The sequence below is a fragment of the Labrys sp. HAY1-8F genome (assembly GCF_056754975.1).
On the sequence record NZ_JBPGWZ010000002.1, the window covers coordinates 4,357,501 to 4,382,545 of the forward strand.

Consider the following 25,045-nt stretch of genomic DNA (forward strand, 5'->3'; position numbering starts at 1 on the left):
GAAGGGCGCCCATCGAGGCGCCCTTTCCATTGGAAGAAGACGGGTCCGAAGACCCACCCCACCATCACTCTTCGTCGGTGAACAGCGGCATCTGCGGCGTCGTCGAACTCGGCACTGCCAGGCCGAGATGGCGATAGGCATGCGGGGTCATCACCCGGCCGCGCGGCGTGCGCTGCAGGAAGCCCTGCTGGATCAGATAGGGCTCGATGATGTCCTCGATGGCATCGCGCGGTTCGGAGAGGGCTGCGGCGATGGTCTCGATGCCCACAGGGCCGCCGCCGAAGCTGAGGGCGACCAGATTGAGGTAGCGGTTGTCCATGGCATCGAGCCCGGCCTGGTCGACTTCCAGCGCGCTCAGGGCCTTGTCGGCGATGGTGCGGGTAATGGTCTCGGCGCCCAGAACCGAGGCGAAGTCGCGCACGCGGCGCAGCAGGCGCCCGGCGATGCGGGGCGTACCGCGCGCGCGCCGGGCGATCTCGTTGGCACCGTCCTCGGCGATCGGCGTACCCATCACGCGCCCGCCACGCTTCACGATGAGCTCGAGCTCCTCCACCGTATAGAATTGCAGGCGGATGGGAATGCCGAAGCGGTCACGCAGCGGCGTGGTCAACAGGCCGGCCCTGGTGGTGGCGCCGACCAGTGTGAACTTGGCAAGATCGATGCGCACCGACCGTGCCGCCGGTCCCTCGCCGATGATGAGGTCGAGCTGGAAATCCTCCATCGCCGGATAGAGGATTTCTTCCACCGCCGGATTAAGGCGATGGATCTCGTCTATGAACAAGACGTCGCGTTCCTCGAGATTGGTGAGCAGTGCGGCGAGATCGCCCGCCTTGGCGATCACCGGCCCCGACGTGGCACGAAAATTGACCCCGAGTTCGCGCGAGACGATCTGGGCCAGCGTGGTCTTGCCCAGGCCGGGGGGGCCGACGAACAGCACATGGTCGAGGGCGTCGCCTCGCTTGCGGGCAGCCTCGATGAAGACGGAGAGATTTTCGCGTGCCTTGGCCTGGCCGACGAATTCGGAAAGATCCTGCGGGCGCAGCGTGGAGTCGGTCGTATCCTCGTTGCGCTGGTCACCGTCCAGCAGGCGGGCAGCCTTGGGCGCCTCAGCGCCGGATTGTCGCCGCGTCGGCTTCATCGCGACAATTCCTTCAGGCCGAGGCGAATGAGCTTGGCCGTCTCGGCACCTTCGCCAGCTTCGCGCAGGGCGGAAGCGATGGCGGCCGAGGCCTGGGTCTGGCCATAGCCGAGATTGACCAGGGCTGAGACGGCGTCGCTGATCGGGCCGGCGGCGCGCTGCTCGCCGAGATCGGCCTGCAGGCTGATCACATCGGCGGGGACGTGGCCGAAGCTCGGCACCTTGTCCTTGAGTTCGGTGACGATGCGCTGGGCCACCTTGGGACCGACGCCAGGAGCCCGCGCCACGGCGGCCTTGTCCCCGAGCGCGATGGCAGAGGCAAGGTCCGCCGGTTTGAGCGTGGAGAGGATGGCGAGTGCCACCCGGGTGCCGATGCCCTGCACCGTCTGCAACAGGCGGAACCAGTCCCGCTCATTGTCGCTGGTGAAGCCGAACAGCCGGATCTGGTCCTCGCGCACATAGGTCTCGATGGCGAGCACAGCCGCTTCGCCGGCGGAGGGCAGGGCGCCGAGCGTGCGGCTGGAGCAATAGACGACATAGCCCACACCCTGCACGTCGAGGATCACCCAATCCTCGCCATAGCTGTCAACGATGCCGCGCAGTTTACCAATCATGAGACCCTCATCGGGCCATATCTAGCGGTTTCGATTGATTCGTGCGCCCGCTTCACGTGCCGGGGTCCCGTCTCAGGCGCCCTTGCCGAACAGGGCGCTGAGCTCGGCATAGGACATGGCATCCTTGGCAAAGCCGAAGCTCCCCTGGTCGCGCAGCTCGAGGGCGGCACGCTTCAAGGCGCCGAAAGCCGCCCGGGCGAAGGAGCCGCCGACGCTGACGCGGCGCACGCCGAGCCTGGCGAGATCGGCGACGGTGAAATCCTGCCCGCCCACGGTGAACAGGACGTTGAGCGGCCTGTCGATCGAGCTCAGCACGCTGGAAATCTGGTCGAGGCGGGTCAAGGCAGGCGCGTAGAGCACTTCGGCTCCCGCTTCCTGGAAGGCCTGGAGGCGGCGGATGGTGTCGTCGAGGTCGGCGATACCATGCAGGAAGTTCTCGGCGCGGGCGGTGAGCACGAATCCCCCGGCGCGTGCCGCCTCGGCCGCGGCGCGGACGCGGTCGACGGCATGGCCGAACTCGTAGATCGGCCGGTCGGGTCGACCGGTGGCATCCTCGATCGAGCCTCCGGCGAGCCCCACCTCGATGCCGGCAAGGATGGTGCGCCGGCAATCCTCGGGTGAGTCGCCGAAACCGTTTTCGAGATCGGCGCTTACCGGCAGGCTGGTCGCTTCCACGATGACCCGCGCATTGGCGAGGGTTTCCTCGCGCGTCATCTGGCCGTCCTTGCGTCCCACCGTGAAAGCCAGGCCGGCACTGGTGGTAGCGATCGCTGAAAAGCCTAGTGAATCAAGAAGCTTGGTGGATCCGGCATCCCAGGCGTTGGGTATGAGGAAAAGTTCGGGGCGCTGGTGCAGTTCGGAGAAGATGGCGGCGCGGCGAGCCTGGGTCATGGCGAATCCTCAGATAAATTCACGGTTTGTTCTAGGGGCGCGAAGCGCGGGAGGCAAGCGCTATTTCCCTGGGGCCGGCGCTTCTCAACCTGCGGGTCCAGTGGGCGCCGCCAGGGAATTACTTCAGGATCGCCGCCAGATTATGGCTGGTGCGGTGATGGGCATGGGTGATGGCGACGGCGAGGGCATCGGCCGCGTCCTCCGATTTCGGATCGGCCTTGGGCAGCAGCACCTTGATCATCAGGCCGATCTGCTTCTTGTCGGCGTGGCCGGAGCCGACCACGGTCTTCTTGACGAGGTTGGGCGCATATTCGCTGACGGCGAGGCCAGCCTGGGCCGGCACCAGCATGGCAATGCCGCGGGCCTGGCCGAGCTTCAGGGTCGCCGTGGCGTCCTTGTTGACGAAAGTCTTCTCGACGGCGGCCTCGTCCGGCTCGAAGCGCGTCATCACCTCCGTCAGGCCCTCATGCAAGGCGAGCAGGCGGTGGGCGAGTTCTTCGCTGTCATCGGAAAATACGGTGCCGCAGGCGATGAAGGTCAGCCGGTTGGCCAGTACCTCGATCACGCCCCAGCCGGTGCGGCGCAGGCCGGGGTCGACGCCGAGGATACGGATGGGGGTCTGTGGCATGACTTCCTGGGACCGCCGGCATCCCTGCCGGCTCTTGGAATCGCTGTGCTTGCAGGATGGGAAGAGCCGGCTGGAAGCCGGCGATCCCAGGATTTACTCCGCCAGCTTCGCCATCATGGCGTCGGAAAGCTCGAAATTGGCGTAGACATGCTGCACGTCGTCATGGTCGTCGAGATTGTCGACCAGGCGCATCAGCTTTTCGCCGGTCTCGTCATCGACGGCCACTGTGTTCTGCGGCCGCCAGACCAGGCTGGATTTACGGGCTTCGCCGAGCTGGGTCTCCAGAGCCTTGGTCACTTCGGCGAGGTTCTCGGCGGCGCAGATGAATTCGTGGCCGTCTTCGGAGGAAGAACAATCGTCGGCGCCGGCTTCCAGTGCCGCTTCGAGCATCGCGTCGGAGGAGCCTTTGTCCGCGTCATATTCGATCACGCCAACTCGGTCGAACATGAAGGACACGGCGCCGGTCTCGGCGAGGTTGCCGCCAGCCTTGGTGAAATAGGAGCGCACGTCCGATGCAGTACGGTTGCGGTTGTCGGTGAGCGCTTCGACGATCAGCGCCACGCCGCCCGGGCCATAGCCCTCATAGCGGATCTCGTCATAGTTCTCGCCATCGGTGCCGGCGGCCTTCTTGACGGCGCGGTCGATGTTGTCCCTAGGCATGTTTTCGGCGCGCGCGGCCAGGATGGCGGCCCGCAGCCGTGCATTCATGTTGGGATCGGGCAGGCCGAGCTTGGCCGCGACGGTGATTTCACGGGCGAGCTTGGAAAACAGTTTCGAACGCTTGGCATCCTGCTTGCCCTTGCGGTGCATGATGTTGGCGAATTGGGAATGACCGGCCATGTGTGTATCTTGCCTTGATGTCGTCTGCGGGCTCGGCGAAGCGCGAGCCGAGTGAATTGTGGCCGGCTTATAGAATTGGTGGCGAGAAAAATCCATCCCGGCTTGGCGATTCAGGCAAGGACGTCATCATATGGCGTGGGCTTTTACCAGGGTACAGTGGTGCTGCTTTGAATGATAGCCGCCGCCTCACTTCTCAGCCGGCTGAAAATCCGTCTGGTCCAATCTTCCCGCAGGAGACCAGCGACTTGATCGAACGGGCTGTCGAGCATGAAAGACAGGAGGACTGTTCCCGTAATCAGGCGCTTGTCATCTTGCAGGCCCGTGGCAGCCGTGAGGTTCTGGAAGCTGCCATAATGCTTTGCCGTTCGGAAAACCCGGTCCGACGCAATGTCGGTGCCACAATTCTCGGACAACTCGGTAACCCACGCAGTTTCCCGGAAGAGTGTTGCGACATCCTGCTGGAGCTCGTCAGATCGAATCCGGAACTGGAAGTGCTGCGATGCGCGCTGTTTTCACTTGGTCACCTTGCCAATCCGCGCTGCCAACCCGATCTCATGCGGTTCGCCAATCATACGGACCCGCTTGTTCGTTATGCGGTGGCATTTTCCTTTCATGCACCGCAGACGGAGGAAGCCGTCCAGACCTTGTTGCGCCTCATGAAGGAACGGGAAGAAGTTCGCGTTCGCGATTGGGCGACGAGAGCTCTGGGTTTGTCGGAGGCAGATGGCGAGGCCATCCGCGACGCCCTCCTGGCGAATGCCGTGGACGAGGATGAGATCGTGCGGACAGAAGCGTTGCAAGGCCTCGCCCGGCGAAAGGATCGCCGCGCCGTCGCTTATCTGATCGAGGAGCTGTTGACGCCGACTTGTCACGTTGATGACTTCGCCGATGCCGCGAAGATCTATCTCGGGTTGAATGCGGAGCAGGAATTTGATCCTGCTGAATTGATCGCTCTCCTGCAAGCCAAGCGACAATAGAGCGAGGCGTCGTTACTGAATCAGGTCATTCGAGCCAGAAATCGGGCTCGGCCTGCGACAGCTTTCCGCCGATGCGTACAGGCGCGATCTTCACCGCCAGGCCGGTGCGATCGTCGGTTTCCACGGCCAGGCCCGACAGGGTTGCCTCGCCCGTCGCCGGCTCGAAGCGCAGGCCCGGCGTCTTCTGGATGAAGCGGCGGATGGGCTCTTCCTTGTCCATGCCGAGCACGCTGTCATAGTCGCCGCACATGCCGGCATCCGACATATAGGCGGTGCCGTGGCCGAGGATCTGATGGTCTGATGTCGGCACATGGGTGTGGGTGCCGATCACCAGGCTGGCGCGCCCATCGGCGAAATGGCCGAGCGCCTGCTTTTCGCTGGTGGCTTCGGCATGCACGTCCACCACCACGGCGTCGGCGCCGAGGCCGAGCGGGCAGGCGGCGAGCTCGCGCTCGAGGGCCGCGAAGGGATCGTCGAGTGCGTCCATATAGACCCGGCCCATCACCTGGACGACCAGCAGCCGCATGCCGTTCTTCAGGTCCACCAGCGTGGCACCGCGCCCCGGCGTGCCCTTGGGATAGTTGGCAGGACGGATCAGCCGCGGTGCCCGCTCGATGAAGACGAGAGCTTCGCGCTGATCGAAGGAATGATTGCCGAGCGTCACGACATCTGCGCCGGAAGCGACGACCTCGTCGAAGATTGCCTCCGTCAGGCCGAAGCCGCCGGCGGCGTTCTCGCCGTTGATGATGACGGCGTCGAGCTTCCAGGCCTCGCGCAAGCCGGGTAGGCGTTCGATCACGGCGTTGCGGCCGGTGCGGCCGACGATGTCGCCCAGGAACAACAGACGCATATTAGGGCCTGCCCTCAGCTATGGATTGGATTTGACGGGAGCGATTTTGGCCGAGGATGTCCGCACTTGCTTCGCAAGTGCGTGGGAGTTCGAGGACGCAAGCCTTTCGGCTTGCTACGTCCGCCACAGGCTTTGCCTGTGGCTGGAATGACGTGCTCATCGGCCAAAAGCGCCCCGCCGCCGAAGGCGGTGAGGTGAAAAATGGTCGTCTGCAGCGTCGCTTCGCTTGCAAAGACAGAAGTCTTGGCAGCGCTCGCTCCTCCCATCCAACCATTTTTGATCTCATCAAATTCCAAACCATAGCTGAGGGCAGGCCCTAACGCCCCGTCACTGTGATGATTTCGTTTTCGGTGGCGATGGCATCGAGCGGCACGTCATGGTGCTCGGCCGGGAGGACCGCGACTTCCTGGCAGGCGAACGCGTAGCCGAGGGTGAAGACAGGATGCATCGCCCGCAATTGCGGAATGGTGCGATCGTAGAAACCCGCGCCATAGCCGATGCGGTAGCCGCGCCGGTCGAAGGCGACGGGTGGCACCAGAAGCACCTGAGGATGCACTTCCTCCGCCTCGGGCGAGGGCTCGGGGATGTTGTGGCGTCCCACCACCAGCGGATCGCCCGGTGCCCAGGCACGGAAGGTGAGGGGGTGGCCATATTTCGGTGTGGTCGGCAAGGCCAGCTTGCGGCCCGTATGGTGCAGGCGCTCGGCGATTTCGCCGGGATGAATCTCGTCGCGAAAGGCCTGGTAGAGACCGACGATACCGCTGGTGTATTTCAGGCGGCTGAAGGCGTGATGAGCGGCTCTGGCCGTCGCTGACTGGCGCTGATGACCGCGGATCTCTGCACGTGCCGCCATTGCTTTGTGGCGCAACTGGGTCTTGTGATCGGTAGAGGCCATTACACGTTTGGAAAGAGGAGGGAGCGGGCCACCTCGGCCGTTGGACGTTTCGATCCCGGGTGCCTACTGATGTAGGTGGGCGCCGTAATGTCCGAGCCCTCGAGCAAGAACAGTGACAGCTCCCTTGGGAGTCGTATGGCCCCGGGGATACAGTTGTCCTGACGAACCAGGCAGCACCGCATTCAGATAATAAGGGCGAGACGGTGCGAGCGCCAGAGGTCGATGAAAATATTGCTGGGAGCGCTGGCTTCCTGAGATGCCTGCTCTCCCGGAAAATTCAGATGCCCTATACGCCTGTCTTCGACAGAGAATCGATCAGCTTCTCGACCCGGACGGCGGCATCGGTCAGGGCCTGGGTCACCCGCATCTGGGTCTGCTGCTCGCGCTGCAGCGCATTGTCGCGGGTCTGGCGCAATTCGTCGAGATCATGCTGCAATCCGGCCGCCCGCCGCTGCATCTCAGCCAGCTCGTCCGCGACCATGATGCCGGCCATCACGGCGAGACGCATATCCCCGATTTCGCCGAATGACGAACGCAGGGCATCGATCTTGGCATCGAGCTGGCGGCCGAGGCCGAGGAGATGCTCTTCCTGGCCCTCGTCGCACGCCATACGATAGGCGCGGCCCGCAATGGTGACGGATACATGCGCCATGCTAGCTGTCCTGCGGCTCAAGCACGTGACGGATGGAATCCATCGCCTGGTCGAGGCGTCGCGATACGTCGCGATTGGCGGTTTCCATCGCCGTGAAGCGTGCATAGCTCGCATCGAGTTCCAAGGCGAGGCGATTGCGATCTTCCGAGAGGGCCTGCACTTCGATGCGATGTCCGCCGATGGTCCGGTCGAGTTCCGCGCGATGCTCGGCGGCCTCTTCGAGCTGAACCAGGGCCATATTCAATCGTTGCAAGGCTGCATCCACAGACAAGGGCTTACTCACTCTTTCCCTATAGCGGCATTTCGTCGAATCATGACAGGGCCGCTCCGCGTTTTTGCTTAAATATCAAAGTATCGCGGTTTCGCCCAAGGGCCAAGTGAAAGCCGCCAGCCTTCCCCTGGTGATACGACCGGCTTTCGATCACCCCACCGCCGGTTGCGTGAATTTCAGGCACAAGCCCGGGGATCATTGACAGTCGGGGATGAGGTGCTAAGAACCCACCGCCCTTTTTTGCCAAATTCCGGCTGAAATCATCAGGAAACACTCCATGGCACTCACCGAAATGCAGAACCGCCTAGCCAATGCCATTCGTGGCTTGGCGATCGATGGGGTTGAGGCAGCCAAATCCGGTCATCCCGGCATGCCGATGGGCATGGCTGATGTCGCCACCGTGCTGTTCACGCGTTTCCTGAAGTTCGATGCCGCCAATCCCCATTGGGCCGACCGCGACCGCTTCATCCTGTCGGCGGGCCATGGCTCTATGTTACTTTATTCGCTGCTCTATCTGACCGGCGTCCCAGGCATGACGGTCGAGGAACTCAAGCATTTCCGCCAACTCGGCCACAAGACCCCCGGCCATCCTGAGAATTTCCACACCGTCGGCATTGAAACCACCACCGGCCCGCTCGGGCAGGGCATCGCGACCGCCGTCGGCTTTGCCTTCGCGGAGAAGATGCTCGCTGCCCAGTTCGGCAAGAAGGTTGTCGATCACTATACCTATGTCATCGCCTCCGACGGCGACCTGATGGAGGGCGTCAGCCAGGAAGCGATCGCTCTTGCTGGTCACTACAAGCTCAACAAGATGATCGTGATGTGGGATCACAATGGCATCTCCATCGACGGCCCGCTGACCCTTTCGGACTCGGTTGACCAGATCAAGCGCTTCCAGTCCGCTGGCTGGCGCGCGGTGAATGTCGACGGCCATGACCAGGATGCCATCGCCGCCGCCATCGAGGCTGCGCAGAAGTCGAGCAAGCCGACGCTGATCGCCTGCAAGACCACGATCGGCTTCGGTTCGCCCCATCGTGCCGGCACCTCCAAGGCCCATGGCGAGCCGCTCGGGCCGGAAGAAGCCAAGCTCTCCAAGGAGAATCTCGGCATCACCGGCGCGCCCTTCGAGGTGCCCGCCGACGTGCTCAAGGCCTGGCGCGAGGCGGGTTCTCGCGGCGTTGGTGCCCGCCAGGCCTGGGAAGAGCGTTTCGCCACTTTGTCCGAGCGCAAGCAGGCCGAGTTCACGCGCCGCATGGATCATGTGCGTCCCGCCAAGCTCGGCAAGGCCATCCTCGCCCACAAGAAGGCGCTCGCCGCCAATCCCACCGCGATGGCGACCCGCAAATCCTCCGAGGCTGCCCTCAACGTCATTGTCGAGGTCATGCCGGAACTGGTGCTGGGCTCGGCCGACCTGACGCCCTCCAACAACACCAAGGCCAAGGGCCTGGTGGAGATCACCCCGAAGGACTTCAAGGGCCGCTACATCCATTGGGGCATTCGCGAGCATGGCATGGCTGCCGCGATGAACGGCATCTATCTGCATGGCGGCTTCGTTCCGGCCGGCGGCACCTTCTTCGTCTTCACCGACTATGCCCGCCCCGCCATCCGCCTTGCGGCGCTGATGGGAACCGCTCCTGTCTATGTCATGACCCATGACTCGATCGGCCTCGGCGAGGACGGTCCGACCCACCAGCCGGTCGAGCATCTGGCGGCTTGCCGCGCGATGCCGAACATGCGCGTGTTCCGTCCCTGCGACGCGATCGAGACGGCGGAATGCTGGCAGCTCGCGCTGGAGCGCACCAACGGGCCGACCATTTTGGCGCTGACCCGCCAGAATCTGCCGCTGCTGCGAGAAGCCACCTCGGCCAATCTGTGCGCCCAGGGCGGCTATGAACTGGCCGGCACCGGCGGCGAGAAGGCCGCGGTGACGCTGTTCGCTTCGGGTTCCGAGGTCGAGATCGCCATGAATGCCCGCGCCATCCTCAACCAGCGCGGCGTGCCGACCCGTGTGGTCTCGGTGCCTTCGCTGGAACTGCTCATCGGGCAGTCGCAAGAGGTCAAGGCCAAGATCATCGGCGACGCTCCGGTGAAGGTCGCGGTGGAAGCCGCCGTCCGCTTCGGCTGGGATGCGGTGATCGGTGCTGATGGCGGCTTCGTCGGCATGACCGGCTTCGGCGCCTCCGGCCCGATCAAGGACCTCTACAACCATTTTGGCATCACGGCGGAAGCCGTGGCCGAAACCGCCTTGCGCCGCCACAATGGCTGAGCATGAGCTGTAAACGAGCAGGGCGCACGCAAGTGTGCTTTGCTCTAACTCTTTGTTTTGACGCATTTTCTTAATCGAAAAGCCTGTCGGCTTTTCTGTAAAATGCTCTAGCTGAAGGCAGAGAAAGGAAATATCGGATGACAGTTCGTGTCGCCATCAACGGCTTTGGCCGCATCGGCCGGAACATCCTGCGCGCAATCGTCGAGGGCAAGCGCAAGGATATCGAGGTCGTGGCCATCAACGATCTCGGGCCGGTGGAGACCAACGCCCATCTGCTGCGCTACGATTCGATCCACGGCATCTTCCCCGCCGAGGTGAAGGTCGAGGGCGACTCCATCGTCGTGCAGGGCAAGAAGATCAAGGTCACCGCCATCAAGGATCCGGCCCAGCTTCCCCACAAGGAGCTGAACATCGACATCGCGATGGAGTGCACCGGCATCTTCACCGCGCGTGACAAGGCGGCCGCCCATCTCAAGGCCGGCGCCAAGCGCGTGATCGTCTCGGCCCCCAGCGATGGCGCCGATCTCACCGTGGTCTATGGCGTCAATCACCAGGACCTGACCAAGGACCACCTGGTCATTTCCAACGCCTCCTGCACCACCAACTGCCTGACGCCCGTGGCCAAGGTGCTGCATGATGCCTTCGGTATCGAGCGCGGCTTCATGACCACGATCCACTCCTACACCAACGACCAGCCCTCGCTGGACCAGATGCACAAGGATCTCTACCGCGCCCGCGCGGCGGCGCTGTCGATGATCCCGACCTCGACCGGCGCCGCCAAGGCCGTCGGCCTGGTGATGCCTGAGTTGAAGGGCCGACTCGACGGCACCTCCATCCGCGTACCCACGCCCAACGTCTCGGTGGTCGATCTCAAGTTCAACACCAAGAAGAAGACCAGCGTCGAGAAGATCAACGAGGCTATCATCAAGGCTTCCAAGCGCGGTCCGCTCAAGGGCGTGCTGGCCTATACCGACGAGCCGCTGGTGAGCCGGGACTTCAACCACAACCCGGCTTCCTCGATCTTCGCGCTCGACCAGACCAAGGTCATCGACGAGAAGTTCGTGCGTATCCTGACCTGGTACGACAATGAGTGGGGCTTCTCGAACCGCATGGCCGACACGGCGGTGCATTTCGCCAGCCTGATCTGAGCGCCTTTTTCAGTGAAGTGAGCAAGGTGCCGCGGGTAACTGCGGCGCCTTTTCTTTTGTGTAGCCTCCACATCCGAGTTTGCCGGCGCCAGGCATCGTTTGCTTGTCCCGGGACGGGTGGCTGTGATTGAGTGGCGCCGCAATGGGCGGCGCGAAGGGGAGTGAAGCCATATGGCTCGGCGAGGCGTCTGGTTGGTCGTTCTGATCTTCGCCGTTTTGAGCCCCATGGCGGCTCGGGCCAGTTCCGATGGTGACTGTAAGCCGAGTTGGAAGATCGCGGGCACGGGATCGAACACCTGCAGCAATCTCGCCGTGCTGCAACCCGGCAACGACACGCGTGCCAATCTGCTGCTCCTGCTCGCCGGCCAAGACGATGCGCAGCCCGCGCCGGTCCGGTCGGATGAGGAGGAGGCAAGCAAGGTGCTGGCTGAGCCGAGCGATTGGGCCACCTTCCGTAGCGCGCTCTACCCACCACCCTCGACGGGCGGCAACGGGCTCTATGCCGCGGGCGAGGGCTCGCGCTGCCGCAGCAACGATGCGGGTACAGCCGATTTCGTGACGGCTCTCAGGGCAGAGCAGGGCGTCACATCCGCTGAAAGGGATGAGTTGATCGCCGCCCGGCAGGGCCTGCGGCCCGATTGCAGCGGAGCCGGGGCGGGACGAGAGGCCGTTTCCGCGGCCGCCGAGCATGCCCAGTCGCCCCTGGCCAAGGACTTTGCCGCCTATCTGTCGGGAGCGGCAGCCTTCTATGCCGGTGATTTCGACGCGGCCGCCCGGCATTTTGTTGCCCTGAGCCGTTCGACCCAGCCCTGGCTGCGGGAGAGCGGACGCTATCTTCTGGGGCGCGTGGAGGTGAACCATCTGCAGGCCGGCGCCTTTGACGAATATGGCAATCTGAGGGAAGTCCCGCAGCGCGATACCGGCAAGGCGACCGAGGCGGAAACGGGCCTGCTGGACTATCTGACGGCCTATCCGAACGGGCGATACGCCACCTCCGCGCGCGGCCTGTTGCGCCGGGTCTATTGGATGAGCGGCGCCAATGCCAAGTTGCTCGCCGAATATGAGCGCCTCGTGGAGCAGAAGGCGAGCGAGCGCGGCATTTCCGATGCCGATCTCGCTCAAGAACTGGATAGCAAGCTGTTGCCCCTTTTGGGGGCGGAACAGGTGCGCTCGCCCGTGTTGCTAGCAACCCTTGACCTGGTTCGCATGCGCAAGGGCGGCTCTCTCAGTGGTGAAGCGTGCTGCAGCAAGGCCCTGACCTTGGAGGAGCTGAACGGGCAACGCGAATTCTTCGCAGGCAAGACGGACCTGTTCGACTATCTCGTCGCCTCCTATCAGTTCCATGTCGCTCGCCAGCCGCGTGCCGTTCTGGGCTTGCTGCCGGATCGGGCACAACAGAAAAGCTACAGCAATCTCAAATTCAGCCGGCAGGTGCTGCGCGGGCTGGCGCTGGACTCGGTGAAGGACCGTAACGCCCGCGGCTTTTGGCTCGATCTCATCGGGGGGCGAGCCCAACCAGCCAACGCGTCGTCGTCGAACTGGCCCTGTCCATGCATGACGAGCGGGCAGGCAAGCCCGAACGCAGCTTCGAGCCAGCCTCGCCGGTGCGCAACCAGACCATTCGGCAGACCTTGCTGCGCTACAGCGCCGGTCTCCAATTGCTGCGCCGCCAGGCAGGCGATGCCGCCGCCTCACCGGCCGAGCGGGCGACAGCCCTCTACACGCTGCTTTATCGCGATCTTACCCGCGGTGCCTACAAGGCCTTTCCGGGGGATTTGGCGCTGGTGCCTACCGATGCCAAGCCTGAGGCGGATGCCAGTGGCGCCGAAGGCGACGGCACGCCATCCTCGAATGTATTCATCAAGCCGGAAACGGCATCGGATTTCGTTTGCCCCGATCTCAAGAGCAGCGTTGCAACGCTGTCCGCCAATCCGCGCCACATCGGGGCACGCTTGTGTCTGGGGGAGTTCATCCGTCTCAACGGCCTCGATCAGGCTTTCCTGGACACGCTGCCGGCGAAGGATGAACTCGGCGGCAACGGAGTCCTTTTCCCGGGCAGGAAATTTTCGCGGCTCGAAGCCTATCGCTCCATCATCGGTGCAGCGGGCGCGACATCCGATCAGAAGGCCTATTCCCTCTATCGCGCCATCTGGTGTTTCGCGCCGACGAGCAAGAATAGTTGCGACGATAATGTCGTGCCCGTTGCGCAGCGAAAGGCCTGGTTCCGGAAGCTGAAACGCGATTACTCGCAATCACGCTGGGCGCAGTCTCTGGAATATTATTGGTAGACATGCTGCGCTCGGCGTGTGTCCTCGCCGTTTTCCTGGCGGTTGCCTCCGGCGGCGTCGCGGCGGAGGCAACCGTCGACATCGGGCGCTATCACAGTTTCTGGCTCTGGGCGGGGGTAAAGACGCAGCCGGAGCTCGCGCGGGCTCGCGAACTCTATCTCCTCGGCTCGGAGGTCGGTGCCCGGGAACCGGTTCGCCTCCTGTCGCGACGAAGCGCCGTTCCCCGCCTTCCCGACACGCCGCTATGGCTGGTGGTGCGCGTCGAGACCCTGGCATGGCCGCCGCAGATCTACGATCAGGTTCTCGCTCAGCTCGGGCGCTGGCAAGCGGCAGGCAATCGTGTCATCGGCCTGCAGATCGATTTCGATGCCCGTACGCGCCATCTGAAGAGCTACGCCTCCTTCCTCTCGGGCCTGCGCCGCCAATTGCCGGCGGAGTACAGGCTCGGCATTACCGGCCTGATGGATTGGAGCAGCAATGCTGATCCCAGGGGGCTCGAAGCGCTTGGCGGCGTCGTGGACGAGGTGATCATCCAGACCTATCAGGGCCGCAACACGATCCCCGGCTATGCCACCTATCTTTCGGGTCTGGGCCGGCTCCGGATGCCTTTCCGCATCGGCCTCGTGCAGGCCGGCGACTGGCAGGAGCCGCCTGGCCTTGCCGGCAATCCCTGGTTTCGCGGCTATGTCGTGTTCCTGCAGAATCCCAGGCAGCGCTGACTTAGGATTCGTCCGTCAACAAACGAGTCCAATTGGCTCGACCTTGTCATTGCCGGCTTGTCCCGGCAATCCAGTTCCTCCTTCCGGACGTCGAAGAAGAGCCCCTGGATGCCCGGGTCAAGCACGGGCATGACAAAGGTGGCGCTTCAGTTATTACCGGACAATGCCTTAGTGCTGATCTGGAGGCCGTCGGCGCCGCAGATGAGGTGGCCGTCTTGGCATGCATCACGCGCGGTACTCTCTCGGTCAATGCTTTGCCGAGCCGCGTGTCCCCGCCTCCCTTGCACGGCGTCCGGGCTGGGTGGTCTGTGCTGCATCGCAGTGATCGCCCCGGTAGCCGGCCAGAAAGAGGCGGACGCCGCTTTCGATCACCCGGTCGATCTCCCTATCGCTGACTCGCCGGGCGGCGAGTACCTCGCGCAGATGCAGATTGCCGTGGACCAGGCTCAGGAATTGCTGGGCGGCGAGATCGGGATCGGGGACGGCCAAGTGTCCTTCCGCACTGCGGGCGGTGATGTAGGCGGACAGTCTTTCGAGCAGCACCCTTGCACCATGTTCGTAAATGATGCGGCCGAGATGGGGAAAGCGCGCCGACACGCAGATCAGCGAGCGATAGATCTCCGTGGCCCGGTTGGAACCGAACAAGCCGACATAATTGCGCGCCACTTGCAGCAAGACCGCTTCCATGTCGGTCGATCCGAACGTGCTGCACCAGATCTCGACCGCGGCGGCGGCCATTTCCTGCACGACGAGCGATGCGAACAGCTCTTCCTTGCTGGCAAACAGGCCCAACGCCTTGGCCTCGGATAGGCCGGCGCGCGTGGCGATCTCCTCCATGCTCACGGCGTCATAGGGCTTGGTGAAGAACTTTCTTCGAGCGACGCGTAGCACCTGTCGGGCGCATGCGATCGTATCGTCGCTGCCCTTCATAGGCATGAACGGGGAGGATACGTCGGGGTTGGGATCGGCAGCCACGGTTAAGTCCCTTCACAGCCTCGCGAGCGATAGGCTTCGCGTTGGAAAATTATATCGCAATACGATATAATTTTCCATGCCCAAACACGTTTGCGGCAACTGTGGAGACGACGATGATTTCGACTCTTTTTTCAGGAAAACGAGCACAGGACTGGCTGTTGCTGCTGGTGGCGCTCGGCCTGTTCAGTGCGCCCTGGCTCGCCGGATTCAGGGCGATGGAAGTGCCGACATGGCATGCCTGGCTGATGGCTTTCCTGCTTGCCTATCTGGCATTGGCGGCTTTGAGCGAGGCCAGGCAATGGGAGGAGTGGGTGACACTAGGACTGGGTGTTTGGCTCATCGTGGCGCCATGGGCGCTGCGCTTTGCCTCCGACGCAGCGGCCGAACACTCCCATTGGCTCGTAGGCGGGCTGGTAATCGTGATTTCCCCGGCGGCGGAGTGGCGTTTTCGCCATGCCAAGACGAGTTGAAGCAGAACAGGCTGCTCGTCCGCCTCCTCCATGGAGGAGGCTTTGCTGGCCGGATGGCCGTTCGCCAGCCGGATTTCGCAACTTGCGCGTATTTCTCCGACGGAAACGGCGCCCCGGATGATCCTGGACGCCGTTTTGCACATGATTGTCGGCGGCAATGGCCCGCTTGTTTATTGCGGATCCAGGATGCGCCAGTCGAAGCTGCCTGCCCAGTCGGCGAAATTGTGCCAGTTCACCTCGGGGAAATCCTTGTGCAGGCCGGCGACATCGACGTCGTAGCCGACCCGATCGAACCACTCGAACATGATGGCGGTATCCTCGCTCTGCTGGCGGATCGCGGCGGCCGGCACTTCCTGGTAACGGATCGGACGGTTGGTTGCCCGCGAGAGAATTCTCACCAGCTCCTCGCCGGAGAGCTCGTCCCCTGCATAGTCGAAGCGTTTGCCGAAGACCTTTTCGCGACGCTCCACCAGGGCGGCATTGAACGCGCCGATGTCTGCCAGCGCCACCTGCTGCAAGGCGCGCTTGGCCGGGACAGCGAGGGCGTACACACCCTGGCGCAGGCTGTCGATCGACCAGGGGGCCACGCTGTTTTCCATGAAGAAGACCGGCGCGCTGATCGTATAGGGCACGCCGAGCCCAGCAATATGCTGTTCGACCAGATATTTGCTGTCGAAATGCGGAATGCCGGTAGCCTTGTCGGCGTCGGCGACGGATGAGTAGATCAAGTGCCCGATACCGGCTGCCTTGGCCGCGTCGGCGGCGGCGATGCCCTGGCGGGTTTCTCCGTCAGTTCCGCCAGCCAGCATGGTTCCCATCAAGAACATCGTGTCGACGTCGCTGGCTGCCTTGACGATAGAGGCCGTGTCGTCGAGGTCACCAGGCACGATCTGTGCGCCCACCGCTGCCAGGGCCTGCGCACCGGCACTGTCGGGTCTGCGGCTCAATGCCTTGACGTGATGCCCCCTGGAAAGCAGGTCGCGGGCGACTGCACCTCCCTGCTGACCCGTGGCACCGGTAACCAATACAGTCCGTTTGGTGGTCATTTCACCGCTCCTTGCTTGTGATGAAGCAAATTTAGCGCTGCCACATCGAACCGTAATGGGCTATTATTGGAAAACATTGTTCCAAGTTTGGATATAATGCTTGATCTCAACGACATTCTGGTTTTTGCCCGGGTGGTCGAGGCCGGCAGTTTCACCGGAGCCGCACGGCTGCTCCGTGCGCCCAAGACCACAGTGAGTCGCCGCATTGCTGCGCTCGAACAGGCCGTCGGTGCGCGCCTGCTGCAGCGCACGACGCGGAGCCTCGCCATGACGGAGGCCGGACGCCTCTATTACGAACGCAGCAGCGTGGCGCTGAGGCTGATCGAAGAGGCAAATCTGCGCCTTGCGGAAGCAAGAACGGAACCTTCGGGTACGATCCGCATTTCCGCGCCTGCCGGATTTGCCGACCATCTGCTCAACAGTGCCGTGTTCGATTTCCTTGCCGCCTATCCCAAGACCAAGGCTGAATTGATCCTGACCGATGACCGGCTCAATCTGATCGAGCATGGGATCGATCTGGCCTTCCGGACCGGTATCCTCCCGGATTCCACTTTGATCGCGCGCAAGCTCGGCGTCACGCATAGAATCTTGTGTGCCGGCCCGAATTATCTTGCGCAGTTCGGAACCCCGCAGGCCACAGCGGATCTCGCCCGGCATGCCTGCGTGATCGTCGGCCCATCGGTGGACGGCGCGCCATGGGTACTGGAGGGGCCAGGGGGCCAGGAAACGGTGACGGTTTCAGGCCGTTTCGCCGTCAACGACATGCATTCGGCGCTATCGGCGGCGATTGCCGGCTATGGCATCGCCCAATTGCCCTACCAGTTCGCAGAGTCTGCCCTGCAAGACGGGAGGCTGCGGCGTATTCTCGAAAATCATACCATGTCAGCCGGTGGCCTCTATGTCGTCTATCCCAGCAGCCGGCATCTATCGCCTCTGATCAAGGCTTTCATCGAGCTGGCGGTGCGAAAGCTCGATACGCAATTGTTCCGATGAGCGCTGAAGACGACCGCGCGCCGAGCAATCTTTTGACGCAATTTAGGTCCTTCCGTCGTCTTGAGCGCTTTATCGATCCGGCAGCTTGCTCTATTGCTCGCCGGTGATTTTGCGAGGCGGGCGCGGTATGCTAGGCACCTTGCCGAAAACAGATGGACAGGACAGGCATGAGCGCTTTTCGCACCCTCGACGACGTCAATGTGGAAAACAAGCGCGTTCTGGTACGCGTCGACCTGAACGTCCCGATGGAGAATGGCGTCGTCGGTGATGCCACCCGCATCGAGCGTGTGATCCCCACCATCCTGGAGCTGGCGCGCGCCAGGGCAAGGGTCATCCTGCTCGCCCATTTCGGCCGGCCCAAGGGTGTGGATCCCAAGGAGAGCCTGAAGCCTGTCGCCGCCAAGCTCGCCGAAATCGCCAAGCGTCCCGTCGCCTTTGCCGAGGATTGCATCGGCGAGGTTGCGGCCAAGGCGGTCGCCGCCCTGCAGCCGGGCGACATTCTCTGCCTGGAGAACACGCGTTTCCATCCCGGCGAAGAGAAGAACGATCCTGACTTCGTCAAGGCGCTGGCCGCCAATGGCGACATCTGGGTGAACGACGCCTTCTCGGCCGCCCACCGCGCCCATGCCTCGACTGAAGGCCTCGGCCACCTCCTGCCAGCCTATGCCGGACGCACCATGCAGGCCGAGATCGAGGCGCTGTCGCGCGCGCTTGAGCAGCCCAAGCGCCCTGTCGTCGCCGTGGTCGGCGGTGCCAAGGTCTCGACCAAGCTCGAGCTGCTCGGCAATCTCGTCAGCAAGGTCGACGCGCTGATCATCGGTGGCGGCATGGCCAACACCTTCCTGCACGCCCAGGGCGTCGGCGTCGGCAAATCGCTGGCCGAGCGCGACCTCGCCGATACCGCCCGCGCCATCCTCGCCAAGGCGGAGAAGGTCAACTGCGCCATCATCCTGCCGGTGGATGCCATCGTGGCCTATCATTTCGCTGCCGATGCGCCGAACCACGCCTATGGCCTCGATTCGATCCCGCATGACGGCATGATCCTCGATGTCGGGCCGCAATCGGTGGAGCGCATCAAGGGTGCCATCGACGAGGCGGAGACGCTGGTGTGGAACGGCCCGCTGGGCGCTTTCGAACTGCACCCCTTCGACCACGGCACGGTGGCGGCGGCCAAGCATGTCGCCGCGCGCACCAAGGCCGGCAAGCTGCTGTCGGTCGCGGGCGGTGGCGACACGGTGGCGGCGCTCAACCATGCCAAGGTCGCCGAACAGTTCTCCTATGTCTCCACCGCCGGCGGCGCCTTCCTCGAATGGCTGGAAGGCAAGCCGTTGCCGGGCGTGGAGATCCTGCGCGCCTGACGCGTCCGGCCAATCGCTCGCGCCTCGGCAAATTTCGGAGACTTCTCATGGCACGCATCACCCTTCGCCAGTTGCTCGACCACGCCGCCGAGCATGGCTATGGCGTCCCCGCCTTCAACATCAACAATATGGAGCAGGTGATCGCCATCATGGAGGCGGCCAAGGCCACCGGCTCGCCGGTGATCATGCAGGCCTCTCGCGGTGCGCGCCAATATGCCAACGACATCATGCTGACCAAGATGATGGATGCGGCAGTCGAGATCTATCCGGACCTTCCGGTCTGCGTGCACCAGGACCATGGCAACAACGAAGCGACCTGCCTTACTGCCATCCAGGCCGGCTTCACCTCGGTGATGATGGACGGCTCGCTCAAGGAGGACGGCAAGACGCCGGCCGACTATGGCTATAATGCCGGCATCACGCGCCGCGTCGTCGACATGGCCCATTGGGTCGGTGCCTCGGTGGAAGGAGAACTCGGCGTGCTCGGCAGCCTCGAAAGCGGCACGGGCGAGGCCGAGGACGGCCACGGCGCCGAAGGCGAGCTTTCGCATGACCAGCTCCTCACCAATCCCGACGAGGCGGTGAAGTTCGTCAAGGACACCAAGGTCGATGCGCTCGCCATCGCCATGGGCACCTCGCATGGCGCCTATAAATTCTCCCGCAAGCCCGATGGCGCCATCCTGGCGATGAACGTCATCAAGGAGATCAACCAGCGCATGCCCGACATGCATCTGGTCATGCATGGTTCTTCCTCGGTGCCGCAGGAGCTCCAGGACATCATCAACAAATATGGCGGCGAGATGCCGCAGACCTGGGGCGTGCCGGTGGAGGAGATCCAGCTCGGCATCAAATACGGCGTGCGCAAGGTCAATATCGATACCGATTGCCGCATGGCCATCACCGGCCAGATCCGCCGTATCTTTGCCGAAAATCCGGGCGAATTTGATCCGCGCAAATATCTCAAGCCGGCCCAGGATGCGATGATCAAGCTGTGCAAGCAGCGCTATGAGGAATTCGGCACCGCGGGCCAGGCGGCCAAGATCAAGGTCATTCCGCTTCACGAGATGGCCAAGAGCTACAAGGCCGGCAAATTCGAGCCGAAATTCGCTTGAGCGGTTCCGGAAAACCGCCTCGCGCCTCTCGGCTTGAGCGAGACGACAACGAAATCGTACAGTATCGGAGCCGATCCCGGGATCGGCCCCGATGCCGTAGCAAGAAGAAGGACGCCCGGGATTCCCTCCATGGCTGAAGTTCCATCCCGCCCTCCCGTCCAGATCTATCTGGTCACCCCCGCCCTCGACGATGTCGCCGCCTTCCTGCCGGCCCTGCGGGCCGCGTTGTCGGCCGGCGACATTGCCTGCGTGCTGTTCACCCCGGTGGCCGGCGACGACAACGGCGCCAAGAAGCTGATCAAGGAGATCGCGCCGGTGGTGCAAGGCGCGGGCGCGGCGCTGCTCGTCAGCGGCTGGAGCGCGGTGGTGGCGCGGGCGGGTGCCGATGGCGTGCATCTCAATGACGGCCGCAAGGGCCTGACCGACGCGCTCGACAGCTTCAAGCCTGAGCGCATCGTCGGAGCGGGCGGCATCCGCACGCGTGACGAGGCCATGACCGTGGCCGAAAGCGGCGTCGACTATGTCATGTTCGGGGAGCCGGCGCGCGATGGCCGCCTGCCGCCGCTGGAGGGCGTTGTGGAGCGCACCGCCTGGTGGGCGGAGCTCTTCGAGGTGCCTTGCGTCGCCTTCGCGCCGGATCTGGCGGCGGTGCCGCTGTTCGCCGATGCCGGTGCCGATTTCGTGGCGCTCGGCAATGCCGTCTGGAATCACGAGCAGGGGCCCGCCGAAGCGGTTGCGCTGGCGGACCGGCTGCTGAAGCAGAGAGGAAGTCTCGCATGAAGCGCATCGCTGTTGCGGCCGCGCTCGCGCTGCCGGTCCTTCTCGCCTCGTTGCCGGGCCGCGCGGAACCCTCGCCCCCTGCCGACGCCGCACAGCCGGCCGAAGCCAATGGCGGCGAGGCGGGCAAGCCGGCAGAGGCAGGTGCGCCGGCCACGGCTGCTCAACCCGCATCGGAAGCCGCCAAGCCCGCGGAGAACGCGCCTGGCGAGGCCGCGCCGCCATCCGATGCCGCCAAGCCCGCGGAGGCGGCAGCCCCCGCCGTGCCGGGCGGGCCGCCGCCGGATCTTGCCTATGGCGCTTTCCAGCGCGGCTACTATCTCAGGGCGCTGGAGGAAGCCACCAAGCGCGTGGTGGCCGACAAGGATCCTGCGGCGATGACCCTGATCGCCCAGCTCTATGCCAATGGCCTGGGCGTGCCGCCCGATCCTGTGAAGGCAGCGCAATGGTATTCCGAGGCGGCCGAGCGCGGCGATCGCAACGCCATGTTCGCCTATGGCATGACAAAGCTCCTGGGCAAGAACGTGCCCAAGGACGAGCCGGGCGGCATGCTGCTGCTCAACCGCGCCGCCGAACTGGGCGTGCCCGAGGCGGCCTATAATCTCGGCATCATCGCCCTGCGTACCACCAACGGTCCGCCCGACTACGCCACCGCCTATAAGCGCTTCAGCCAGGCGGCTCTCGCCAATAATGGCGATGCCCTCTATTCGCTCGGCGTGCTGACCAAGGACGGCAAGGGCGTGCCGGCCGACAAGAAAAAGGCGACCGAGTTCTTCCTGGCCTCGGCCAATGCCAGCAATATCGACGGCATGGTGGAATATGGCATCGCCCTCTTCAACGGGGAGGGCGTGCCGCGCGACCAGGAGATGGCGGCCGACTGGTTCGAGCGCGCGGCCCGGCGCGGCTCGCCGATCGCCCGCAATCGCCTGGCGCGGATGTATGCGGCCGGCATTGGCCTGGCGCCCAATCCGGTGCTGGCCTGCATGTGGCATCTGCTCGCCAAGGCGGCGGGGCTCGACGACAAGCAGCTCGACGAATATGTCGCCCGACAAACGCCGGAGGTGCGGGCGGCGGCCATTCAAGGCGCCCGCTACTACGGCATGTAATGCCAACCGATCTTTTTCTTCAGGTTGGTACGAAGGATCGATAGGGGAGGTTGGCGGTGCTGGATGCGGCGGCGAGGGCGGTGATCGAGCGCCATTCGCTCGGCTATGTGGCGAGCGTCAATCCTGACGGGACGCCCAATCTGTCGCCCAAGGGCATGATGCTGGCCTTGGACGACCACCATATCGTTTTCGGGGAGGCGCGCTCCCCGGGAACCTTGCGCAACATACGCGAGCGCCCGGTGGTGGAGATCAATTTCGTCGATGTGCTGGCCCGCAAGGGCGTGCGCATCCGCGGCCGTTGCGAGATCATCGCCAAGGAGAGCGAGGCTTTCGCGGCTTTGCGTCCGCATTTCGACCGCTGGGGCGCCCTTGCCGACCGCATACGCCATTTCGTGCGTGTTCGCGTCGAGACGGTGAAGCCGATTTCATCGCCCGCTTATGACATCGGCGCCGAGGAAGAGGCGCTGCGCAGCCATTGGAAGGCCTATTATCAGGGCCTGTGAACCTTAAGGGCCGCTGCGATTCGAATTTTCACGCCGGTCGCATTTTCCCGTTCATATCGGCGGCATTTTCCATTAGACAGGCCGCTTCCCATTCCCGTGCCCCGTGCTCCGGGGCGGCTGTTATTTGAAAGTTTCATGATGCTGCGTTCACCTTTGATGAATGTGATGGTTGCTGCCGTGCTCAAGGCCGGCAAGGGTCTCAAGCGCGATTTCGGCGAGCTGGAGAACCTGCAGGTCTCGACCAAGGGGCCGGGCGATTTCGTGTCCGTCGCCGACAAGAAGGCCGAGCGCACGCTGCATCAGGAACTGGAGCGGGCCCGTCCGGGCTATGGCTTCGTGATGGAGGAAGCCGGCGTCGTCGAAGGCGCGGACAAGACCCATCGTTGGCATATCGATCCGCTCGACGGCACCACCAATTTCCTGCACGGCGTGCCCTTCTTCGCCGTTTCCGTGGCCTTGGAGCGCGAGGGCCTGCTGGTAGCCGGCGTCGTCTATAATCCCGCCACCGAGGACCTGTTCGTGGCCGAGCGCGGCAAGGGCGCCTTCCACAACGAACGCCGCATCCGTGTCTCCGGCCGCCGCCTGATGGAGGATTCGATCGTGGGCATGAGCCTGGCGCGCCTCGGCCGCGGCCAGCACCAGACCAATCTCGCCGATCTCGGCACCGTGATGGGCAAGGTTGCCGGCGTGCGCAATTTCGGCGCCGCCGCCCTGGACCTGGCCTATGTCGCTTCCGGCCGGCTCGACGGCCTGGCCGCGCGCTGGCTCTCCTCCTGGGACCTGGCGGCCGGCATCGTGCTGGTACGCGAAGCCGGCGGCTTCATCTCCGACATCCGGGGCGGGGACACCATGCTGGACACCGGCGACATCGTGGCCGGCAACGAAGCCATCCACAAGGGCCTGCTCGGTCTGCTTACCAAGGCCTGATATTGGGCCTGACATCGCGGCCGCTGGGGCGAGACGCCAGCAAAAACGGGGAGGGGAGAAGATTTCCTCTCCCGCCCGCTTGACAGTTTCGGCCCAGCCTTGCATAAGCCGCCCGTCCCGGCAGTGCCGGGCCCCGTGGCGGGGTAGCTCAGCTGGTTAGAGCAGCGGAATCATAATCCGCGTGTCGGGGGTTCAAGTCCCTCTCCCGCTACCATTTTTTCTTAAGCAAAAACAACGACTTAGGAAAAATTCAGTCGAAAACGATATGTTGCAAAACCCCAAAAACGTTGCAACATTTCCGCATATTCCGTCTGTTTTCGAGTGTTGCAAAAGAGTCCATGCAACACGATGCAACACGAATCTCCGAAAATCCGCGTGTCGAAATCGAAGATTTTTTCGGTTGCCCGTAATTTTTTTAGCGGCGGTGAGAGTGGCAGCCCGCGCACGATTCGAACGTGCACCTCCCGGAGTAGAACTTCCGGCGCATTCTCCAGTTTTGCTAGCGGGCCATAACAGGTCACTTGCCGGCTGCGATCTCCTGGCAGGCCGATGCTAGGTGGGCGAACAGCTTGGCCGGATCGGGGTGGCTGTCCCACATGATCGCGATGTATGAAAACATCTTGGCGAGTTCATCCCATGTGGGAGGCGCGGGTTCGTTAACCTTGTTCTGGGGCATTGGAGCGCCTCGTGTTGCGGCTTGTTGGCGATTTCGCTATAACAAGGCGATATCATCATCTAATCGCCTTGTAAAGGCGCGTTCGCTATTTGGAGGCGATTTTGCTCAATGATGCTCAGTGCCGTATGGCTCGCGCCGCGCTCAGATTGAGCACCACGGACCTTGCGACTGCTGCAAACGTATCGACGAACACAATTGTCCGCCTCGAACGGGGGGAACAACTCCAGCCCCGCACCATCTCCGCCATCCGCACCGCCCTCGAAATGGCGGGCGTCATCTTCGTCGACGAGAACGGCGAAGGGCCGGGCGTGCGGCTGAGGAAGACCGCTTGACAAAGTCCAAGCTCGCGAGCATTTCTCGTGGTGAGGTACGCGCCCTCAGCAGCCACTGACTTGGTTCTCTGTCTGGAACCGCCGGCAAGCGCGTCAACGCAATGAGACAGCCCGCACCGGGTACACGGTGCTTTGCGTTGGAGAATACCTATGTCCACCAATATCGTTCGTAAGCAGATTGAACGCGCCCTTCGTGCGGCCTTCCTTGAGATTCGGGCAGTTGACCGGGCCAAGAAAGCGGGTAGGCGGGAGCGCCTTGCCGAATTGCACGATCAGGTCCGCCTGCTCGATGGGGCGAGCGAGCGCCTGAACTTAAAATAAGAACGCGACGGCCAGTGTAACGGCTGGCCGTTTTCTTTTCTTGCTCTCCGGCTGATTCAACCCGCTGCGCTGGTCCCGTCGGTCGCATCTGCGGGGCCATTCACTGCGCTCGGACGCAATACTAAATTGAATTATGCCTTCAAATAAAAAGAAACGCATAATTCAGTTTTCAAAATTTAGACAACACGAATTGTATTCACGGTTCAATACGAAATGTGTTGCGCGAAAATCACATTTTTTGTGCGAAAATCGCATCGTTGGTGCGCGCGATT

General features: G+C 63.2%; 27 protein-coding genes, 2 tRNA genes, 1 other RNA gene and 1 pseudogene. 17 read left to right on the plus strand and 14 right to left on the minus strand.

What is annotated here, in order from left to right; genetic code table 11:
* Positions 1–64: 64 nt before the first annotated feature.
* From ruvB to ACR9ZN_RS29115, 5 genes are all read right to left on the minus strand, one after another.
* Positions 65–1,138 (minus strand): Holliday junction branch migration DNA helicase RuvB, encoded by a 1,074-nt coding sequence (gene ruvB, locus ACR9ZN_RS29095; protein ID WP_434955154.1) that lies wholly within the window; start codon positions 1,136–1,138, stop codon positions 65–67.
* Positions 1,135–1,752: a Holliday junction branch migration protein RuvA gene (gene ruvA / locus ACR9ZN_RS29100; RefSeq protein ID WP_454812824.1), complete on the minus strand. Its 618-nt coding sequence runs from the start codon at positions 1,750–1,752 to the stop codon at positions 1,135–1,137. The genes ruvB and ruvA overlap by 4 nt, the downstream gene beginning before the upstream one ends.
* A gap of 72 nt (positions 1,753–1,824) precedes the next feature.
* A complete protein-coding gene (locus tag ACR9ZN_RS29105) occupies positions 1,825–2,643 on the minus strand; it encodes an isocitrate lyase/PEP mutase family protein (RefSeq protein ID WP_481273823.1) in 819 nt (272 codons plus the stop codon).
* Positions 2,644–2,761: 118 nt separating this feature from the next.
* Positions 2,762–3,271 carry a crossover junction endodeoxyribonuclease RuvC gene (gene ruvC, locus ACR9ZN_RS29110; protein WP_481273824.1) on the minus strand — a complete coding sequence of 170 codons (510 nt, stop codon included), beginning with the start codon at positions 3,269–3,271 and terminating at the stop codon, positions 2,762–2,764.
* Positions 3,272–3,364: 93 nt separating this feature from the next.
* Positions 3,365–4,111: a YebC/PmpR family DNA-binding transcriptional regulator gene (locus ACR9ZN_RS29115; protein WP_434955158.1), complete on the minus strand. Its 747-nt coding sequence runs from the start codon at positions 4,109–4,111 to the stop codon at positions 3,365–3,367.
* Between the two features lie 245 nt (positions 4,112–4,356).
* Between ACR9ZN_RS29115 and ACR9ZN_RS29120 the strand changes: the two genes are divergently transcribed.
* On the plus strand, positions 4,357–5,088 hold the full coding sequence (locus ACR9ZN_RS29120) for a HEAT repeat domain-containing protein (protein ID WP_481273825.1): 732 nt from the start codon (positions 4,357–4,359) through the stop codon (positions 5,086–5,088).
* A 25-nt stretch (positions 5,089–5,113) separates the two neighbouring features.
* On the opposite strand, the gene ACR9ZN_RS29125 is transcribed toward ACR9ZN_RS29120, so the two are convergent.
* The 5 genes from ACR9ZN_RS29125 to ACR9ZN_RS29145 form a co-directional block, all read right to left on the minus strand.
* Positions 5,114–5,938: a TIGR00282 family metallophosphoesterase gene (locus ACR9ZN_RS29125; RefSeq protein WP_441771263.1), complete on the minus strand. Its 825-nt coding sequence runs from the start codon at positions 5,936–5,938 to the stop codon at positions 5,114–5,116.
* Positions 5,939–6,254: 316 nt separating this feature from the next.
* Positions 6,255–6,833, minus strand: a complete 579-nt coding sequence (locus ACR9ZN_RS29130; RefSeq protein WP_434955160.1) for a 5-formyltetrahydrofolate cyclo-ligase — start codon at positions 6,831–6,833, stop codon at positions 6,255–6,257.
* 22 nt (positions 6,834–6,855) lie between these two features.
* A non-coding RNA gene (ssrS, locus tag ACR9ZN_RS29135) (6S RNA) lies at positions 6,856–7,013 on the minus strand.
* A gap of 106 nt (positions 7,014–7,119) precedes the next feature.
* The gene (locus ACR9ZN_RS29140; RefSeq protein ID WP_434955161.1) at positions 7,120–7,485 is read right to left on the minus strand and encodes a cell division protein ZapA; all 366 of its coding nucleotides are present in this window, start codon (positions 7,483–7,485) and stop codon (positions 7,120–7,122) included.
* Between the two features lies 1 nt (position 7,486).
* The gene (locus ACR9ZN_RS29145) at positions 7,487–7,768 is read right to left on the minus strand and encodes a DUF4164 domain-containing protein (protein WP_434955162.1); all 282 of its coding nucleotides are present in this window, start codon (positions 7,766–7,768) and stop codon (positions 7,487–7,489) included.
* A gap of 265 nt (positions 7,769–8,033) precedes the next feature.
* Between ACR9ZN_RS29145 and tkt the strand changes: the two genes are divergently transcribed.
* The 5 genes and pseudogenes from tkt to ACR9ZN_RS29170 all read left to right on the plus strand — a co-directional run bounded on the left by tkt (position 8,034) and on the right by ACR9ZN_RS29170 (position 14,177).
* Entirely contained in the window at positions 8,034–10,022 is a 1,989-nt protein-coding gene (gene tkt / locus ACR9ZN_RS29150; protein ID WP_434955163.1) for a transketolase, read from the plus strand.
* Between the two features lie 137 nt (positions 10,023–10,159).
* Positions 10,160–11,170, plus strand: coding sequence for a type I glyceraldehyde-3-phosphate dehydrogenase (gap, locus tag ACR9ZN_RS29155; protein WP_434955164.1), 1,011 nt, complete (start codon positions 10,160–10,162; stop codon positions 11,168–11,170).
* Between the two features lie 171 nt (positions 11,171–11,341).
* Positions 11,342–12,679, plus strand: a pseudogene (locus ACR9ZN_RS29160) (PA5441 family protein); the annotation flags it as partial.
* Between the two features lie 41 nt (positions 12,680–12,720).
* Positions 12,721–13,458 carry a hypothetical protein gene (locus ACR9ZN_RS29165; RefSeq protein ID WP_481274429.1) on the plus strand — a complete coding sequence of 246 codons (738 nt, stop codon included), beginning with the start codon at positions 12,721–12,723 and terminating at the stop codon, positions 13,456–13,458.
* Positions 13,459–13,460: 2 nt separating this feature from the next.
* Entirely contained in the window at positions 13,461–14,177 is a 717-nt protein-coding gene (locus ACR9ZN_RS29170) for a DUF3142 domain-containing protein (protein ID WP_481273826.1), read from the plus strand.
* A gap of 246 nt (positions 14,178–14,423) precedes the next feature.
* Here the strand turns inward: ACR9ZN_RS29170 and ACR9ZN_RS29175 are convergent, their stop codons facing one another.
* On the minus strand, positions 14,424–15,152 hold the full coding sequence (locus ACR9ZN_RS29175) for a TetR/AcrR family transcriptional regulator (RefSeq protein ID WP_481273828.1): 729 nt from the start codon (positions 15,150–15,152) through the stop codon (positions 14,424–14,426).
* A 113-nt stretch (positions 15,153–15,265) separates the two neighbouring features.
* On the opposite strand from ACR9ZN_RS29175, the gene ACR9ZN_RS29180 reads away from it, so the two are divergent.
* Positions 15,266–15,622 carry an SPW repeat protein gene (locus ACR9ZN_RS29180; protein ID WP_481273829.1) on the plus strand — a complete coding sequence of 119 codons (357 nt, stop codon included), beginning with the start codon at positions 15,266–15,268 and terminating at the stop codon, positions 15,620–15,622.
* A 170-nt stretch (positions 15,623–15,792) separates the two neighbouring features.
* On the opposite strand, the gene ACR9ZN_RS29185 is transcribed toward ACR9ZN_RS29180, so the two are convergent.
* Positions 15,793–16,668 (minus strand): NmrA/HSCARG family protein, encoded by an 876-nt coding sequence (locus tag ACR9ZN_RS29185; protein WP_481273830.1) that lies wholly within the window; start codon positions 16,666–16,668, stop codon positions 15,793–15,795.
* 96 nt (positions 16,669–16,764) lie between these two features.
* On the opposite strand from ACR9ZN_RS29185, the gene ACR9ZN_RS29190 reads away from it, so the two are divergent.
* The 8 genes from ACR9ZN_RS29190 to ACR9ZN_RS29225 all read left to right on the plus strand — a co-directional run bounded on the left by ACR9ZN_RS29190 (position 16,765) and on the right by ACR9ZN_RS29225 (position 23,658).
* Positions 16,765–17,661, plus strand: coding sequence for a LysR family transcriptional regulator (locus ACR9ZN_RS29190; RefSeq protein WP_454812844.1), 897 nt, complete (start codon positions 16,765–16,767; stop codon positions 17,659–17,661).
* A gap of 167 nt (positions 17,662–17,828) precedes the next feature.
* Positions 17,829–19,019, plus strand: coding sequence for a phosphoglycerate kinase (locus ACR9ZN_RS29195; protein WP_481273832.1), 1,191 nt, complete (start codon positions 17,829–17,831; stop codon positions 19,017–19,019).
* A 47-nt stretch (positions 19,020–19,066) separates the two neighbouring features.
* Positions 19,067–20,131, plus strand: a complete 1,065-nt coding sequence (gene fba / locus ACR9ZN_RS29200) for a class II fructose-bisphosphate aldolase (protein WP_441771255.1) — start codon at positions 19,067–19,069, stop codon at positions 20,129–20,131.
* Positions 20,132–20,260: 129 nt separating this feature from the next.
* Positions 20,261–20,911 carry a thiamine phosphate synthase gene (locus tag ACR9ZN_RS29205; RefSeq protein WP_481273833.1) on the plus strand — a complete coding sequence of 217 codons (651 nt, stop codon included), beginning with the start codon at positions 20,261–20,263 and terminating at the stop codon, positions 20,909–20,911.
* The gene (locus ACR9ZN_RS29210) at positions 20,908–22,014 is read left to right on the plus strand and encodes a tetratricopeptide repeat protein (protein ID WP_454812847.1); all 1,107 of its coding nucleotides are present in this window, start codon (positions 20,908–20,910) and stop codon (positions 22,012–22,014) included. The genes ACR9ZN_RS29205 and ACR9ZN_RS29210 overlap by 4 nt, the downstream gene beginning before the upstream one ends.
* A 56-nt stretch (positions 22,015–22,070) precedes the next feature.
* A complete protein-coding gene (locus ACR9ZN_RS29215; protein WP_481273834.1) occupies positions 22,071–22,517 on the plus strand; it encodes a pyridoxamine 5'-phosphate oxidase family protein in 447 nt (148 codons plus the stop codon).
* A gap of 138 nt (positions 22,518–22,655) precedes the next feature.
* A complete protein-coding gene (locus ACR9ZN_RS29220) occupies positions 22,656–23,444 on the plus strand; it encodes an inositol monophosphatase family protein (protein WP_434959589.1) in 789 nt (262 codons plus the stop codon).
* Positions 23,445–23,581: 137 nt separating this feature from the next.
* Positions 23,582–23,658, plus strand: a tRNA-Met gene (locus ACR9ZN_RS29225).
* Between the two features lie 217 nt (positions 23,659–23,875).
* Here ACR9ZN_RS29225 and ACR9ZN_RS29230 read toward each other — a convergent pair.
* Positions 23,876–23,953, minus strand: a tRNA-Arg gene (locus ACR9ZN_RS29230).
* 8 nt (positions 23,954–23,961) lie between these two features.
* The gene (locus ACR9ZN_RS29235) at positions 23,962–24,120 is read right to left on the minus strand and encodes a hypothetical protein (RefSeq protein ID WP_481273835.1); all 159 of its coding nucleotides are present in this window, start codon (positions 24,118–24,120) and stop codon (positions 23,962–23,964) included.
* Between the two features lie 125 nt (positions 24,121–24,245).
* Between ACR9ZN_RS29235 and ACR9ZN_RS29240 the strand changes: the two genes are divergently transcribed.
* Positions 24,246–24,452: a helix-turn-helix domain-containing protein gene (locus tag ACR9ZN_RS29240; protein WP_481274404.1), complete on the plus strand. Its 207-nt coding sequence runs from the start codon at positions 24,246–24,248 to the stop codon at positions 24,450–24,452.
* A 150-nt stretch (positions 24,453–24,602) separates the two neighbouring features.
* The gene (locus ACR9ZN_RS29245) at positions 24,603–24,773 is read left to right on the plus strand and encodes a hypothetical protein (RefSeq protein ID WP_481273836.1); all 171 of its coding nucleotides are present in this window, start codon (positions 24,603–24,605) and stop codon (positions 24,771–24,773) included.
* Positions 24,774–25,045: the final 272 nt, after the last annotated feature.